The following is a 15,302-nucleotide window of genomic DNA, read 5'->3' on the forward strand; positions in this document are numbered from 1 at the left end:
GCGTCAAACGCCATGCCGATCTCGTTCGCAGTGTTCCCAAACCGCCTCAGCGCGCTCGCCACTCCCCCAAACGCCCCCGCAAGCGGGCCGCGCACTGGCTGTGTAACTGGCTGACTCGCGACTCGCTGACCCCCAGCACCTCACCAATCTCCTTGAGGTTCAGCTCCTCGTCGTAGTACAGCGCCAACACCAGTCGCTCACGCTCCGGCAAATTGGCAATCGCATCCGCCAGCGCCGCCTGGAAGCGTTCATCTTCCAGGTCGCGCGACGGCTCGAGATGAGCACTCGCACCGTCCTCATGCAGCCCTTCATGCTCGCCGTCCTGCAACAGGTCGTCGAAACTGAACAGGCGGCTGCCCAAGGTATCGTTCAAAATCCCGTAATAATCGTCGAGACTCAATTGGAGTTCGGCTGCAACCTCGTGATCTTTAGCGTCACGACCGGTTTTTGCTTCAATTGCACGAATTGCGTCACTGACCATGCGGGTGTTGCGGTGAACCGAACGCGGCGCCCAGTCGCCCTTGCGCACTTCATCGAGCATCGCGCCACGGATACGAATGCCGGCATAGGTCTCGAAACTGGCCCCCTTGCTCGAGTCGTACTTGGTCGAGACTTCCAGCAGGCCGATCATCCCGGCCTGGATCAGATCCTCGACCTGGACGCTGGCCGGCAGGCGTGCCAGCAGGTGATAGGCGATACGTTTGACCAACGGCGCATAACGTTCAATCAATTCATACTGGCTGTCACGCGACGACTTGGAATACATGCGATAGCCACTGGCAGTCATAGCACCGGTCCCGCACTCGTTTGATGCACCAGACGCTCGACGAAAAACTCCAGGTGCCCCGCGGGTTGGCGGGCAGCGGCCAGGTGTCGACCTTCTGGGCAATAGCCTTGAACGCCAAGGCGCATTTCGAACGAGGGAATGCCTCATAGACCGCACGCTGCTTTTGCACGGCCTTGCGCACGCACTCGTCATAAGGAACGGCGCCGACGTATTGTAGGGCCACATCGAGGAAGCGGTCCGTGACCTTGGTCAACTTGGCGAACAGGTTGCGGCCTTCCTGCGGGCTCTGGGCCATGTTGGCCAGCACCCGGAAGCGGTTCATGCCGTAGTCGCGGTTGAGCAGCTTGATCAAGGCGTAGGCGTCGGTGATCGAGGTCGGCTCGTCGCAGACCACCAGCAGCACTTCCTGGGCCGCGCGGACAAAGCTGACCACCGACTCGCCAATGCCCGCGGCGGTGTCGATCACCAGCACGTCGAGGTTGTCGCCGATGTCGCTGAAGGCCTGGATCAGGCCCGCATGCTGCGCCGGGCTCAGGTGCACCATGCTCTGGGTGCCCGAGGCCGCGGGCACGATACGAATCCCGCCCGGACCTTGCAGCAGCACATCGCGCAGTTCGCAGCGCCCCTCGACCACGTCGGCCAGGGTGCGTTTGGGGGTCAGGCCCAGCAGCACATCGACATTCGCCAGTCCCAGATCGGCATCCAGCAGCATGACGCGCCGGCCGAGCTCAGCCAGCGCCAGGGATAAATTCACTGACACGTTGGTCTTCCCGACGCCACCTTTGCCGCCGGTCACCGCGATCACCTGTACGGGATGCATGCTGCCCATGTTCTCTTCTTACCTTGTCTTGCTTAGACGGAAGGCCACATAAGTGGCTGCGCGGTCACTTGCCGGAACAACGCGTGGCAGACCCTCGATGGAGGTCGTTTGCAACGTCTTCATACTCATCTCAGCCCACCCGTTTGGACGGGCTGTGGTAGATGTCAGCGAACATATCGGCCATGGCCTCCTCGCTGGGCTCTTCCTGCATTTGTACACTGACCGCCCTGGACACCAACTGATGCCGGCGCGGCAGGTGCAGGTCATCCGGAATGCGCGGCCCGTCGGTCAGATAGGCCACCGGCAACTCGTGACTGATGGCCAGGCTCAGCACTTCGCCGAGGCTCGCCGTTTCATCAAGCTTAGTCAGGATGCAACCGGCCAGCCCGCAGCGCTTGTAACTGTGGTAGGCGGCGGTCAGCACCTGCTTCTGGCTGGTGGTGGCCAGCACCAGGTAATTCTTGGCCTTGATCCCGCGTCCGGCCAGGCTTTCCAGCTGCATGCGCAAGGCCGGATCGCTGGCCTGCAGGCCGGCGGTATCGATCAGCACCACACGCTTGCGCAGCAGCGGATCGAGGGCCTGGGCCAGGGACTGGCCCGGATCGACATGGGTCACGGACACGTTGAGGATCCGTCCCAGGGTCTTGAGCTGCTCCTGGGCACCGATGCGGAAGCTGTCCATGCTCACCAGCGCGATGTTCTGCGCGCCGTACTTGAGCACGTAGCGCGCCGCCAGCTTGGCCAGCGTGGTGGTCTTGCCCATGCCGGCCGGGCCGACCATGGCGATCACGCCACCCTCTTCCAGCGGCTCGATCTCGGGGGTGACGATCATCCGCGCCAGGTGCGCCAGCAGCATGCGCCAGGCCTGGCGCGGCTCGTCGATTTCGCTGACCAGGTCCAGCAAGTCCCGCGACAGCGGCCCGGACAGGCCGATGCGCTGCAGACGACGCCAGAGGTTGGCCTGTTGCGGCTGACGGCCTTGCAACTGGTTCCAGGCCAGGGAGCCGAGCTGGACTTCCAGCAGCTCGCGCAGGCCGTTGAGTTCCGAACGCATCGAGTCGAACACCCGCTGGTCCACCGCCGGGGCCGGGGCAACAGGCGCAGGGGCCGGACGCCGGGGTTCGTCGAAGGTCGGTTCGATCAGCGGCTCGGCGGCGGTCAGTGGCAGGCCGGCGAACAGTTGTCGATTGGTCGTCGCATCGCCTTCACCGTCGCTGCGCAGGCTCAGTTCGGCCTGGGCGGTGACGATACGCGACTGGGTCTTGCGCAGCTCGTCTTCGAGCTCGATGTTCGGCACCCGTGGCGACAGTGCCGAGAGCTTGTAGTCCAGGGCAGCCGTCAGCTCGACACCGCCCGCAATCCGGCGGTTGCCGATAATGGCCGCGTCCGAACCCAGCTCATCACGAACCAGCTTCATGGCCTGACGCATATCGGCGGCGAAAAAACGCTTAACTTGCATAACCCACTACCTCAGCCGTTGGGCCCTACTGTCGCAACGATGGTCACTTGCTTGTTGTCCGGAATTTCCTGGTAGGCCAATACATGCAGGCTTGGCACCGCCAGTCGTCCGAACCGCGAAAGCATCGCGCGAACCGGTCCAGCTACCAGCAGGATCACCGGCTGCCCTTGCATTTCCTGGCGCTGGGCGGCGTCGATCAGCGAACGCTGGAGTTTTTCAGCCATGCTCGGCTCCAGAAGAACGCCTTCTTCCGAGCCTTGTCCGGCCTTCTGCAGACTATTGAGCAATATTTGTTCCAACCTTGGTTCCAAGGTGATCACAGGCAGCTCGGACTCAAGCCCTACAATGCTTTGGACGATTGCGCGCGACAATCCGACGCGCACCGCGGCAACCATAGCGGCAGTATCTTGACTCTTGGTGGCATTGTTGGCGATGGCTTCGGCAATGCTGCGGATATCCCGGACCGGCACGTGTTCGGCCAGCAAGGCCTGCAGTACCTTGAGCAAGTGCGACAGGGAAATGATCCCCGGCACCAGCTCTTCGGCCAGCTTCGGCGAGCCCTTGGCCAGCAATTGCATGAGTTGCTGGACTTCCTCGTGACCGATCAATTCGCTGGAGTGCTTGTAGAGGATCTGGTTGAGGTGCGTTGCCACCACGGTGCTGGCGTCGACCACGGTATAACCCAGGGACTGGGCCTGGGGCCGCTGGCTGACCTCGATCCACACCGCTTCAAGGCCGAAGGCCGGGTCCTTGGCGGTAATCCCGTTGAGCGAGCCATAGACCTGGCCCGGATTGATCGCCAACTCGCGATCCGGGTAAATCTCGGCTTCGGCCAGGGTCACGCCCATCAGGGTCAGGCGGTAGGCACTGGGCGCCAGGTCGAGGTTGTCACGAATATGCACGGTGGGCATCAGGAAGCCCAAGTCCTGGGAGAGCTTCTTGCGCACCCCCTTGATCCGCGCCAGCAACTGCCCACCCTGGTTGCGATCCACCAGCGGAATCAGGCGATAGCCGACTTCCAGGCCGATCATGTCGATGGGGCTCACGTCGTCCCAGCCCAGCTCCTTGGTTTCCATGGCCCGCGCCGGCGACGGCAGCAGGTCCTGCTGACGCTGGACCTCGGCCAGGGCCTGGATCTTGGCGACATTCTGCTTCTTCCAGACCAGGTAGGCGGCGCCACCGGCCACCAGCGCCAGGCTGAGGAAGGACACGTGCGGCATGCCCGGCACCAGGCCCATCACCGCCATCAGGCCGGCGGCCACCGCCAGGGCCTTGGGCGAGGCGAACATCTGCCGGCTGATCTGCTTGCCCATTTCTTCCGAGCCGGACGCCCGGGTCACCATGATCGCCGCGGCGGTGGACAGCAACAGTGATGGCAATTGCGCCACCAAACCGTCACCGATGGTCAGCAAGGCATAGACCTTGCCCGCATCGGCGAAGCTCATGTGGTGCTGGAAGATCCCGACCGCCATGCCGCCGATCAGGTTGATGAACAGAATCAGCAAGCCGGCGATGGCGTCACCGCGAACGAATTTGCTGGCACCGTCCATGGAACCGTAGAACTCGGCTTCCTGGGCCACTTCCAGACGACGCAGCTTGGCTTGTGGCTGATCGATCAGGCCGGCGTTGAGGTCGGCGTCGATCGCCATCTGCTTGCCGGGCATCGCATCGAGGGTGAAGCGCGCGCTCACCTCGGAAATCCGCCCGGCACCCTTGGTGACCACGACGAAGTTGATGATCATCAGGATCGCGAAGACCACGATACCGACCACGTAGTTGCCGCCGATCACCACCTCGCCGAAGGCCTGGATCACCTTGCCCGCGGCGGCATGCCCCTCCTGGCCATGGAGCATGACCACCCGGGTCGAGGCCACGTTCAGGGCCAGACGCAACAGCGTGGCCACCAGCAGGATGGTCGGGAAGACGGCGAAGTCCAGCGGCCGCAGGGCGTAGACGCAGACCAGCAGGACAACCAGGGACAAGGCGATGTTGAAGGTGAAGAAAACGTCCAGCAGGAACGCCGGCACCGGCAACATCATCATCGCCAGCATGACCAACAGCAGCACCGGCACACCCAGGTTGCCCCGGCCGAGGCTGCTCAGGTTACTGCGCGCCGTGTTGATAAGTTGAGAGCGATCCACCGGTATTCCTCGTCACCTTGAAGCAAACTTTTGACGCCGGGAGCGCCACAGGCCTGCCACTGCAAGAAGCCTTCCAACTTTTGCCATCCAAGGTAACGCGCCGCCTCCGACCCGGCGTTTCACTGGGCGGTTCTGATGTCGCTCGCGGTCAATTTGCCAAAGTGCAGATCACTCCCTTTCATGTACAGGATCCCGCGATTCAACCGGGTGTCCTCGACCTTGACCTTGTCCTCATGGAAATACCCCAGAACGACCACCGCCGTCGGGGCACGCGCCAGCAGGTCATGCCCCAACATCAAATTGAGTGCCCACTGAAATTCGATGATGGGCAAATCGGCAATGACGACCTGACGCTTGCGGTCGCTCCAGCGGTAATCCTGCTGGACCGTGATAAACACATCATCGTCGAAAAACTCGAAAACCGGCTTGCCATAACGCCTCGAAAGCCCATTGGCGGACCAGTCACTCATGTAATCATTCGAATTACTGAATACCCTGCAGAGCTGCTCGAATGAATGGATACGCCCCGCGGCGCTGGAAAAGTAGTTATACCAATAGTGGTAGGCCAACCCGGCCAACTCGGGACGGATGGCATTGACAGGAGAATCGAGGTAACCCGGAATATGGGCGTCGGCAGCTTCCTTGAAACGGTCAAAATCCAGTAACAACCTGAAAGTGATTGAATAGCCGATCGCACCGATTTCAGGTTTGTCCTCCAACCTGCCTGATACAAATAGCAAACCCATCCCTTCCAGGCGCTCATATGGCTCGTTGTTCATGATCGTTCGCTCCCATGGTGGTCATCCCTGAGAAGAATGAAACATCCATGGAACCCATGAGACGCCGGGCAAGCGAACGCGGTCTACTGTCAGAATTGACAGGTTTGTGCAAAAAACACTGCCGTTGGTCGCCCCTCCCCCCGATGAGGAAACCTTCGCGCAACACGCCCGTGCGCCTTGATTCCAGCCGATAGCACACAAGACAGAAACGTCAACCTGATACTTCTGACAGTGGTTGAAACAGCCATGGAGGTATCCAATTAAGTCATCGAGCGACTGTTGTTGGGAAATATCGGAAGTAGCCGCTCCGGCGCACCGAGCAGAGGCTTGCCATGACCGATAATATTTCCCTTGCCGAACAAATGGGTGTCCGCCCGGAAGACCTGGACGAACACGGCGTATTGAAACCTTATGTAGCGCCGGAGTTCGCCCCTTACACTCCTGCGCCATACCCCGACACCGAGCAGTTCCCCAGCAGCGATCCTGCTCCAGGCGACGAGCCTGTTTCGACACCCAGGATAGGCTGGTGCCCGAACGGCAGCGTCAAAGGCGGCATCTGCTCGCCGTTCAACAATGTCCGGCCTAACTGGATGGGCTACTACTCCGGTGCCACCGCCAACCTGCGCGTTGACGAACTGATACTGCCCGGCACCCACAACTCCGCCACGGACAAACAGGCCCCCCAAACCGACAGCTATGACACCTGCCAGGACGTATCGCCCCATAGTCAATTCCAGACGGGCATCAGGGTGCTCGATCTGAGGGTCCAGTTTTACTTCGGCTATCCGCAGGGGGACGCGAAAAGATTCTCGATCTTCCACAGCACGAATTCAGGAAGAACCGTCGAAGGCGACTGCCTGCAAGCCGCCATCAACCTCTACACGGCCCACGGCAACGAGGTGGTCATTCTCGACTTTCATGAATTCAGGAACTTTACCGACGCGGCACATCGCGAGTTGGCCACGGTTATAAAAAATCGCCTGGGTAGCAGGCTGATCGAACCCAAGTGGAAGTGCCTGGTGCTCAGGCAGCTATGGGCCCTGCAGAAAAATGTCGTGATTGCCTACAACAATAGCCAGCGCGACCCGCTGTTCTGGCCCGGGGTCAATCAGCGCTGGATAGGCAAGAACCGGCCTTCCAGCAGTGAGCTGAAGACCTTCGTCGAGCAGGTCGGTAGAGAGTCGAAACCCGAATTTGAGCTGCGCTCCATCCAGGCACACAAATACACCCTGGTCTATCAACCCGACGATATGTCGTCGGACGTCATGAGCTGGTTTGCCGCGGGCGAATTCAACTCTCCGATCATGAAGTTCCACATCATCAACACCGACTGGTCTTTACGTTGCAGGCATATCGACAACTGCATTCATGCGAACAGTTTCAGAAATCAAGAAAGGACCTCTGCTCATGTGACCCCCAACAATCTCACCAACGGGTTTATTCCCAATGGCATCGGCGCGATCGTCCTGGTGACAGCCAATGGCAATTGGTCCGCGTCAATGACACTCCCTACCCGAACAATCAACAAAGCCACCCTGCTCATCATTTGCAAAGCCCAACTACAAACAACACTGCATGTCCCCAACAGTGACTTTCCGATAGCCGAGCTGATCTTGAAGCAAAATGATGTGATCTTCTTCCAATACAGCACCGCCGAGCTCAAATGGATATTGCAGCCTGACCACGTTTACTCCCCCAACACTTCGGGAGACTCGATCCCCGTCGTGCGCTCCGATGAAAAATTCATCAAGTACCAGACAGCGGATTACAACTGGACGGACAACATCACCCTGCCGACCTCTGCGCCGATCTATAGTTATGTCGAGATAGCCTCCAACATAACGGCCACCGAAGGCTGGCATAGCCATATCCATCGCCGCCCCGACCAGAGGGTCTACCGCCTCCAACGGGGTGACAAATACGTCTTCATGCTCAACAACCAGGTCACCTGGCAGGCCGTCAAGACGCCCATACACTCTTACGGCGCGGCCCAGGCCGGGCCCCAGATGGCGGATACCGGCACAGAACAAACCCGGGTGCATTTCAAGAATGCCGACTGGGTCAGGGAAATCACCCTGCCCCTCACGGCCTGGGAAGGCGACGAGGTCACCCTGACCTCCGACGCCACCTTGACGGCCACCGTCATGGGCACCAATCTCTCACCTGGCACCTCCATTCAACTCAGAACAGGCGATACCCTCAAATTCCGCTACACCGCCAACACCCGCAAGTGGCGCCGCATTTGAGCAATAACCCCAGCGCCGGATGATCGCCTACTCGTCGCGGCGCAGATCCGGCGGAATCGGCAGGTCGCCCTTGAGCGGATCGGGGCGCTTGCCCTTGCCGGCCTGGTACTGGCGAATCTGGTAGACATACGCCAGCACCTGCGCCACCGCCAGGTACAGGCCCGCCGGGATTTCCTGCTCCAATTCGGTGGAGTAGTAGATCGAACGCGCCAGAGCCGGCGATTCGAGCAGCATGACCTGGTGTTCGACGGCGATCTCGCGGATCTTCAAGGCCAGGAAGTCGCTGCCCTTGGCCAGCAACACCGGCGCCCCACCCTTCTCCGCGTCGTACTTGAGCGCCACGGCATAGTGGGTCGGGTTGGTGATCACCACATCCGCCTCGGGAATCGCCGCCATCATCCGCCGCTGGGACATTTCGCGCTGCACCTGGCGAATCCGCTGCTTGACCTCCGGCCGGCCTTCCTGGTCCTTGTGTTCGTCGCGCACTTCCTGCTTGGTCATCAGCAGCCGCTGGTGAGCCTGATAGAGCTGCACCGGCACATCCACCGCGGCAATGATCAACAGCCCCAGGGACATCCACAAGGTACTCCAACCCACCACCTGCAGGCTGTGAATGATCGCCATCTCCAGCGGTTCATGGGCAATGCGCACCAGGTCGTCGATATCCGAAGACAGTACCGACAGCCCGACGAACAGGACGATGGCGAACTTGCCGATGGCCTTGAGCAGCTCCATCAGCGCATTGGTCGAAAACATTCGCTTGATCCCCGCCAAGGGGTTCATCCGACTGAACTTCGGCGCCATGGTGCCGGCCGAAAACAACCAACCACCGAGGGAGATCGGCCCGATGAAGGCGGCGAGCAGGATGCTCAGCAGGATCGGCTGCACCGCCCAGATGGCGATTTCTCCCGAGTGCATCAGGAAAATCGCCATGTAGCGCTGGTCGACCACCACTTCCCGGGTCAGGCTGAAGTTCAAGCGCATCAACTCAGCCAGGTCCTGGGCCAGGGCGCCGCCGAACACCAGCAAGGCGCCAGCGCCGGCCATCATCACGGCGAAGGTATTGAGTTCCTTGGAGCGGGCAACCTCCCCCCGCTCCCGGGCCTCCCTTTTCTTTTTGTCCGTGGGGTCTTCTGTCTTGTCCTGACCGCTCTCGCTCTCAGCCATGGATCAGCGCGCCCGTGCCAGTTCGCGTAAAAACTGCAGGGCCTCGACGGCCAGCGGTTGATACTGGTTGAGAATGTCCCCCAGGCTGACCCAGAGGATGAACATCCCCAGCACCAGGATCAGCGGGAAACCGATGGAGAAGATGTTCAGTTGCGGCGCGGCGCGGGTCATGATGCCGAAGGCGATGTTCACCACCAGCAACGCGGTAATCGCCGGCAGTACCAGCATCAACGCCGCCCCGAGCACCCAGCCGAGCTTACCGGAGATTTCCCAGAAATCCGTGGTCGACAGCCCGCTGCCCACCGGGAAGGTGGTAAAGCTCTCGGTCAACACCTCGATGACCACCAGGTGGCCGTTCATGGCCAGGAACATCAGCGTCACCAGCATGGTGAAGAATTGCCCGATCACCGCCGCCGAGACCCCGTTGACCGGGTCGACCATGGACGCGAAGCCCATGCCCATCTGCACCGCGATGATCTGCCCGGCCACCACGAAGGCCTGGAAAAACAGTTGCAGGGACAAGCCCAGCAAGGCGCCGAAAATGATCTGCTCGGCGATCAGCAGCAGCCCGCTCAGATCCAGCGGATGCACCGCGGGCATCGGCGGCAGGCCGGGGGTCACGACCACGGTGAGCGCCAGGATGAAATACATGCGTATCCGCCGCGGCACCAGGGTGGTCCCGAAGATCGGCATGGTCATGATCACCGCGCCGATCCGGAACATCGGCAGCATGAAGCTCGCAACCCAACTGCTGATCTGCGTATCGGTCAGCGCGAGCAGCGACATGTCAGCCGATGACCTGCGGAATACTGCCGTACAACGACAGGATGTATTCCATGAACTTCTGCACCAGCCAGGGGCCGGCGACGATCAGGGTGATCAGCATCACCAGCAGGCGCGGCAGGAAGCTCAGGGTCTGTTCGTTGATCTGGGTGGCGGCCTGGAACATCGCCACCACCAGGCCCACCAGCAGGCTCGGGATCACCAGCACCGCGACCATCAGGGTGGTCAGCCAGAGGGCATCACGGAAAATGTCGACTGCGACTTCAGGAGTCATTGCACATCACTCGCTCTAGACACCGCCAAAACTGCTGGCCAGGGTGCCGATGATCAGTGCCCAGCCATCCACCAGCACGAACAGCATGATCTTGAACGGCAGGGAAATAATCAGCGGCGACAGCATCATCATACCCATCGCCATCAGCACACTGGCCACCACCAGGTCGATGATCAGGAAGGGAATGAAGATCATGAAGCCGATCTGGAACGCGGTCTTCAACTCCGAGGTCACGAAGGCCGGCACGACAATGGTCAGCGGCGCCTGGTCGGGCGTGGCGATGTCGGTGCGCTTGGACAGGCGCATGAACAGCTCCAAGTCGCTGCTGCGGGTCTGCGCCAGCATGAAGTCCTTGATCGGCCCTTCGGCCTTGAGCACCGCGTCCTGGGCCGTCATCTTCTCGGCCAGGTAGGGCTGCAGGGCATCGTGGTTCACCTTGTCGTAGACCGGCGCCATGATGAACATGGTCAGGAACAACGCCATGCCGGTGAGGATCTGGTTCGAGGGCGTCGACTGCAGGCCCAGCGCCTGACGCAGGATCGAGAAGACAATGATGATGCGGGTGAAGCTGGTCATCAGCATGACGAACGCCGGGATAAAACTCAGCGCCGTCATGATCAGCAGGATTTGCAGGTTGACCGAATACTCCTGCTGGCCGTTGGCCCCGGTGCCGAGGGTGATCGCCGGGATCGACAGTGGATCGGCAGCCAGCGCCAAAGGTGCCGCCAGCAGCAAGGCCAGCGTCAGGAAAAACCGCAAAGCGCCCATCACTTCTTATCCTTACCCAAAAATTCCATCAGGCGTTGAGCGAACTCAGGCGTGGCCTGCTCGCCGCTCGGCACCTGGACCGGTTCCTTGAGTACATGCAGGGGGGTGATGGTGCCCGGCGTCAGCCCGAGCAGGATCTGCTCGTTGCCGACCTGCACCAGCACCAGACGGTCACGTGGCCCGAGGGCGCGCGAACCGATCAACTCGATGACCTGCCGCCCCTTGGCCCCCGGCCCCACCTGTTGCACACGGCGCAACAGCCAGGCGAGCACAAAGATGATCCCCAGCACCAGCAGCAGGCCGAGCACCAGTTGCGTCAACTGTCCGGCCATACTACCCGGCGCACTCGGCGCGGCCGCCGTTGCCGTGGCCAGCGGCTCCGCCGCCCACGCACCGAGCGGCGACAGCAACAGGAGGCCGAAAATCCGGCTCATTCAGCGCAGCTTCTTGATGCGTTCGCTCGGGCTGATCACGTCGGTCAGACGGATACCGAACTTTTCGTTGACCACCACCACTTCACCGTGGGCGATCAACGTGCCATTGACCAGCACGTCCAACGGCTCGCCGGCCAGGCGGTCCAGCTCGATCACCGAGCCCTGGTTCAATTGCAGCAGGTTGCGGATGTTGATATCGGTGCTGCCGACTTCCATGGAAATCGACACCGGAATGTCCAGGATCACGTCCAGGTTCGGACCGTCCAGGGTCACCGGCTCGTGGCTCCTGGGCACACTGCCGAACTCTTCCATGGGCAGGCGGTTGGAGCTCGGCGCAGTGCCGGAGTCGGCCGCCAGCAAGGCATCGATATCGGCCTGGCCGGCATCGCCGGTTTCTTCCAGGGCAGCCGCCCACTCGTCGGCCAGGGCCTGGTCGTCCGGGGAAGTCATATCGTGTTCATTAGCCATCAGTTGTCCTCGGCGAGCAGAAAATCAATTAACACGGCACATTTCTGATCGACGCCCTAGCGGCGCTCGATCGGCTCAATCACTTGCAGCGCCAGGTTGCCCTTGTGGGAACCGAGCTTGACCTTGAACGCCGGCACGCCGTTGGCGCGCATGACCATGTCTTCCGGCAGTTCCACCGGAATCACGTCGCCCGGTTGCATGTGCAGGATGTCCCGCAGGCGCAACTGGCGACGGGCAACCGTGGCACTGAGGGGGACGTCCACGTCCAGCACGTCTTCGCGCAGGGCCTTGACCCAGCGCTCGTCTTGGTCGTCCAGGTCCGACTGGAAACCGGCGTCGAGCATTTCGCGCACCGGCTCGATCATCGAGTACGGCATGGTCACGTGCAGGTCGCCGCCGCCGCCGTCGAGTTCGATATGGAAGGTCGACACCACCACCGCCTCGCTGGGACCGACGATGTTGGCCATGGCCGGGTTCACTTCCGAGTTGATGTACTCGAAATTGACTTCCATGATCGCCTGCCAGGCTTCCTTGAGATCGATGAACGCCTGATCCAGCACCATGCGCACCACCCGCAGCTCCGTGGGGGTGAACTCACGGCCTTCGATCTTGGCGTGCCGGCCATCGCCGCCGAAAAAGTTGTCCACCAGCTTGAACACCAGCTTGGCGTCGAGGATGAACAGGGCGGTGCCGCGCAGGGGCTTGATCTTCACCAGGTTGAGGCTGGTGGGGACATAGAGCGAGTGCACGTATTCGCCGAACTTCATCACCTGCACGCCACCGACCGCCACATCCGCGGAACGGCGCAGCATGTTGAACATGCTGATACGGGTGTAGCGGGCGAAACGCTCGTTGATCATTTCCAGGGTCGGCATGCGTCCGCGGACGATGCGATCCTGGCTGGTCAGGTCGTAACTTTTGACACTGCCGGGATCGGCAGAGGTTTCGGTCTGCACCAGACCGTCATCGACGCCGTGCAAAAGGGCGTCGATCTCATCCTGGGACAGCAGATCCTGCACGGCCATGTCGTGATCCTACTGCAATACGTAGTTAGTGAAGAGCAGCTGTTCGACCACCACCTTGCCGACTTCCTTCTGCGCCACTTCCTGCACGCTGGCAGTGGCTTTCTGGCGCAGCAGTTCCTGGCCGACCGGAGTGGCGAGGGTTTCGTAGGCCTGCCCGGAGAAGAGCATCACCAGGTTGTTGCGGATCACCGGCATGTGGACTTTAAGGGCATCCAGGTCGGCCTGGTTGCGCGCCAGCAGGGTGATACTCACCTGCATGTAGCGCTGGCGGCCGGAGGCGTCCTTGAAGTTGGTGACGAAGGCCGGGGCCATGGGTTCGAAGATCGCCGGCTGCTTGCCGTTACTGACGGCCTCGACGGGCGCCGGAGCCGGCTTGCTCTGGGCACTGTGCATGAAGTACCAGGTCGCGCCCACCGACAGGCCGACGGCCAGCAGCACGCCCAGCACAATGACGATGATGAGCTTGAGTTTGCTTTTACTGCCGGGTTCTTTTACCGCTGCTTCGCTCTTCGCCATGCCAATAATCCGTCACTATTCGATTTTTCATAGTCGCACGGCAAGGCTTGAGCAAGTGTTATGCCAGATTGGGTACAAGGGAAATACAGTCTTTGAAATACCACGGCGCCTGTGGGAGAACCTGCGGGAGCCGGCTCACCGACTCCCGCAGACATCAGGCGTAATAGTCGACCGCGCTGGAGCCCACCACCACACTGGGGCTGACTGCCGCGGTTTCGCCGGCGGCGGCAATCGACAGGTCATCCTGGCTGTCGCCACCCAGGCCACTCCCCCTGTTGCTGCCTTTCTGCGCCTGCTGCTGTTGCTGCTGCTGCGCGCCCTGGCCCTGGCCGGCCCAACCCCGGGCCTGGTCGGAGACCGTGACATCGGCCTGCCCCAGGCCTTGCTGTTGCAGCATGTCGCGCAGACGCGGCATGTTGCCCTCCAGTGCGTCGCGCACACCGGCGTGAGCACTGATGAAGCTGATCTGCGTCGGCTGGTCGGCCGCCATGTTCACCTTGATATCCAGGCGCCCCAGTTCAGCGGGTTGCAGCTGGATCTCCGCCGACTTGAGGTTGGCGCTGGAGAGGTACATGACCCGATTGACCACCTCCTCGCTCCAACCGCTCTGATGCATCGCCAACGGCTGGTTGACCGGCAGCGCATTGGCGGTCTTGGGGGTGGCCGCCTGGGTCAGCGCTGCCAGGCGATTGGCGAAGTCGTCGACCCGGGTGTCGCTGGAAGCACTCTTGAGGTCCTTGAGACCGTCGTCGATCAGCGTCTTGAAGGATTTGTCGCCGCCCTGGTCGGTGCTACCGGGATCGGTCTTCTGATCCAGCAACGTGACAACGTTATTGGCCTGGTTCTGCGCCAGGCTCGGATCGACGGGATTATTGTCGGTGGATTTCGCCGAAGCCTGGCTGCCGCTCGAGACGTGACCGCCCTGCTCCATGGCCAGGCGTACGACCGGCAGGTTGTCCAGCGGGTCGGCGGCCGGATCGAAATCATCACCAGCGGTCGGCGGGGTCGCCACTGCCGGCTTGGCCGCGGCGGTCACCGCTGTCGCCAGCGGGGCCGGGGTCAGGGTCGGATCGACCGGGGTCGCCGCTGCGGGGGCTGGGGCCGGGGTCTGCGTCGCCGCGGCAGCCTGGAGCAGGGCCGGGTCTAGGGTCGGGTCCGGCGTCGCCACGGCGACTGGCGTATCGGTCGTTGCCTTGCTGGTGTCATCGCTGGAAGCGGTCTTGTCGCCAGGCTTCGAGGCATCGGTCGAGGCCGTCGTGCCGTCGGCCTTGGTCTTGTCAGGACCGCCCTTGCCATCGGCGGACGCCGTCTTGTCATCAGCCTTTGACGATTTGTCGGCAGGCAAGGATTTGCCGCTACCGGCAACCGGCGGCTGCGCGGCGGCATCCGTATTATTGGCGTTGCTGGCCGGCGCGTCCGGCTTGGACGGCACCACGGGGGCCGTGTCCGCCATCGGCTTGACCGGATTGAAGGCAAGCTTGCCCGGATTGCTCTGGGTGTCCTGGTAGACCTGCGCGAAGCTGAAAGCATTGTCCTTGGGCGCCGCGACAGCCGTCGGCGCTGAAATCACAGCGTCCGCCTGCGGCTTGACGGCAGCGTTGGCCTGGAGGAGCGAATTGGGGGCGAGTGGCATAA

The 15,302-nt window shown here is 61.6% G+C and carries 14 protein-coding genes and 1 pseudogene; 1 reads left to right on the forward strand and 14 read right to left on the reverse strand.

The genetic code is table 11. The annotated features are described in order from the left end of the window. Nucleotides 1-46: 46 nt before the first annotated feature. From fliA to NUH87_RS09305, 5 genes and pseudogenes are all read right to left on the reverse strand, one after another. Complete coding sequence (gene fliA / locus NUH87_RS09285) at nucleotides 47-787, reverse strand: RNA polymerase sigma factor FliA (RefSeq protein WP_017124408.1); 741 nt, start codon at nucleotides 785-787, stop codon at nucleotides 47-49. Further along, nucleotides 784-1,616, reverse strand: a pseudogene (gene fleN, locus NUH87_RS09290) (flagellar synthesis regulator FleN). The gene fliA and the pseudogene fleN overlap by 4 nt, the downstream one beginning before the upstream one ends. A 121-nt stretch (nucleotides 1,617-1,737) precedes the next feature. After that, nucleotides 1,738-3,066, reverse strand: coding sequence for a flagellar biosynthesis protein FlhF (flhF, locus tag NUH87_RS09295; protein WP_338525706.1), 1,329 nt, complete (start codon nucleotides 3,064-3,066; stop codon nucleotides 1,738-1,740). Nucleotides 3,067-3,077: 11 nt separating this feature from the next. Then, a complete protein-coding gene (flhA, locus tag NUH87_RS09300) occupies nucleotides 3,078-5,207 on the reverse strand; it encodes a flagellar biosynthesis protein FlhA (protein WP_338525707.1) in 2,130 nt (709 codons plus the stop codon). Nucleotides 5,208-5,326: 119 nt separating this feature from the next. After that, a complete protein-coding gene (locus NUH87_RS09305) occupies nucleotides 5,327-5,986 on the reverse strand; it encodes a hypothetical protein (protein ID WP_338525708.1) in 660 nt (219 codons plus the stop codon). 332 nt (nucleotides 5,987-6,318) lie between these two features. On the opposite strand from NUH87_RS09305, the gene NUH87_RS09310 reads away from it, so the two are divergent. Beyond that, on the forward strand, nucleotides 6,319-8,232 hold the full coding sequence (locus tag NUH87_RS09310) for a hypothetical protein (protein ID WP_338525709.1): 1,914 nt from the start codon (nucleotides 6,319-6,321) through the stop codon (nucleotides 8,230-8,232). Nucleotides 8,233-8,259: 27 nt separating this feature from the next. On the opposite strand, the gene flhB is transcribed toward NUH87_RS09310, so the two are convergent. The 9 genes from flhB to NUH87_RS09355 form a co-directional block, all read right to left on the reverse strand. Continuing rightward, complete coding sequence (flhB, locus tag NUH87_RS09315) at nucleotides 8,260-9,399, reverse strand: flagellar biosynthesis protein FlhB (protein WP_338525710.1); 1,140 nt, start codon at nucleotides 9,397-9,399, stop codon at nucleotides 8,260-8,262. 3 nt (nucleotides 9,400-9,402) lie between these two features. Next, nucleotides 9,403-10,185 (reverse strand): flagellar biosynthetic protein FliR, encoded by a 783-nt coding sequence (gene fliR / locus NUH87_RS09320; RefSeq protein ID WP_338525711.1) that lies wholly within the window; start codon nucleotides 10,183-10,185, stop codon nucleotides 9,403-9,405. Between the two features lies 1 nt (nucleotide 10,186). Beyond that, the gene (gene fliQ, locus NUH87_RS09325) at nucleotides 10,187-10,456 is read right to left on the reverse strand and encodes a flagellar biosynthesis protein FliQ (RefSeq protein ID WP_191488660.1); all 270 of its coding nucleotides are present in this window, start codon (nucleotides 10,454-10,456) and stop codon (nucleotides 10,187-10,189) included. A gap of 15 nt (nucleotides 10,457-10,471) precedes the next feature. After that, nucleotides 10,472-11,224, reverse strand: a complete 753-nt coding sequence (gene fliP, locus NUH87_RS09330; protein ID WP_040069855.1) for a flagellar type III secretion system pore protein FliP — start codon at nucleotides 11,222-11,224, stop codon at nucleotides 10,472-10,474. Further along, nucleotides 11,224-11,658 carry a flagellar biosynthetic protein FliO gene (gene fliO / locus NUH87_RS09335; RefSeq protein ID WP_338525712.1) on the reverse strand — a complete coding sequence of 145 codons (435 nt, stop codon included), beginning with the start codon at nucleotides 11,656-11,658 and terminating at the stop codon, nucleotides 11,224-11,226. The genes fliP and fliO overlap by 1 nt, the downstream gene beginning before the upstream one ends. After that, the gene (gene fliN / locus NUH87_RS09340; RefSeq protein ID WP_040069852.1) at nucleotides 11,659-12,126 is read right to left on the reverse strand and encodes a flagellar motor switch protein FliN; all 468 of its coding nucleotides are present in this window, start codon (nucleotides 12,124-12,126) and stop codon (nucleotides 11,659-11,661) included. 56 nt (nucleotides 12,127-12,182) lie between these two features. Beyond that, on the reverse strand, nucleotides 12,183-13,151 hold the full coding sequence (fliM, locus tag NUH87_RS09345; RefSeq protein ID WP_040069850.1) for a flagellar motor switch protein FliM: 969 nt from the start codon (nucleotides 13,149-13,151) through the stop codon (nucleotides 12,183-12,185). Nucleotides 13,152-13,160: 9 nt separating this feature from the next. Then, complete coding sequence (gene fliL, locus NUH87_RS09350) at nucleotides 13,161-13,667, reverse strand: flagellar basal body-associated protein FliL (RefSeq protein ID WP_040069849.1); 507 nt, start codon at nucleotides 13,665-13,667, stop codon at nucleotides 13,161-13,163. Nucleotides 13,668-13,821: 154 nt separating this feature from the next. Continuing rightward, nucleotides 13,822-15,300, reverse strand: a complete 1,479-nt coding sequence (locus tag NUH87_RS09355; RefSeq protein WP_338525713.1) for a flagellar hook-length control protein FliK — start codon at nucleotides 15,298-15,300, stop codon at nucleotides 13,822-13,824. Nucleotides 15,301-15,302: the final 2 nt, after the last annotated feature.

It is taken from the genome of Pseudomonas batumici (assembly GCF_036585405.1).
Taxonomy (GTDB): Bacteria; Pseudomonadota; Gammaproteobacteria; order Pseudomonadales; family Pseudomonadaceae; genus Aquipseudomonas; species Aquipseudomonas batumici.

What these genes read in the sequence shown, in the direction of transcription:
- NUH87_RS09310 (WP_338525709.1), top strand. Translation starts at nt 6,319, where the DNA reads ATGACCGATAATATTTCCCTTGCCGAACAAATGGGTGTCCGCCCGGAA.
- flhF (WP_338525706.1), bottom strand. Translation starts at nt 3,066, where the DNA reads ATGCAAGTTAAGCGTTTTTTCGCCGCCGATATGCGTCAGGCCATGAAG.
- fliR (WP_338525711.1), bottom strand. Translation starts at nt 10,185, where the DNA reads ATGTCGCTGCTCGCGCTGACCGATACGCAGATCAGCAGTTGGGTTGCG.
- fliP (WP_040069855.1), bottom strand. Translation starts at nt 11,224, where the DNA reads ATGGGCGCTTTGCGGTTTTTCCTGACGCTGGCCTTGCTGCTGGCGGCA.
- fliN (WP_040069852.1), bottom strand. Translation starts at nt 12,126, where the DNA reads ATGGCTAATGAACACGATATGACTTCCCCGGACGACCAGGCCCTGGCC.
- NUH87_RS09305 (WP_338525708.1), bottom strand. Translation starts at nt 5,986, where the DNA reads ATGAACAACGAGCCATATGAGCGCCTGGAAGGGATGGGTTTGCTATTT.
- flhB (WP_338525710.1), bottom strand. Translation starts at nt 9,399, where the DNA reads ATGGCTGAGAGCGAGAGCGGTCAGGACAAGACAGAAGACCCCACGGAC.
- fliM (WP_040069850.1), bottom strand. Translation starts at nt 13,151, where the DNA reads ATGGCCGTGCAGGATCTGCTGTCCCAGGATGAGATCGACGCCCTTTTG.
- fliA (WP_017124408.1), bottom strand. Translation starts at nt 787, where the DNA reads ATGACTGCCAGTGGCTATCGCATGTATTCCAAGTCGTCGCGTGACAGC.
- fliQ (WP_191488660.1), bottom strand. Translation starts at nt 10,456, where the DNA reads ATGACTCCTGAAGTCGCAGTCGACATTTTCCGTGATGCCCTCTGGCTG.
- NUH87_RS09355 (WP_338525713.1), bottom strand. Translation starts at nt 15,300, where the DNA reads ATGCCACTCGCCCCCAATTCGCTCCTCCAGGCCAACGCTGCCGTCAAG.
- fliO (WP_338525712.1), bottom strand. Translation starts at nt 11,658, where the DNA reads ATGAGCCGGATTTTCGGCCTCCTGTTGCTGTCGCCGCTCGGTGCGTGG.
- fliL (WP_040069849.1), bottom strand. Translation starts at nt 13,667, where the DNA reads ATGGCGAAGAGCGAAGCAGCGGTAAAAGAACCCGGCAGTAAAAGCAAA.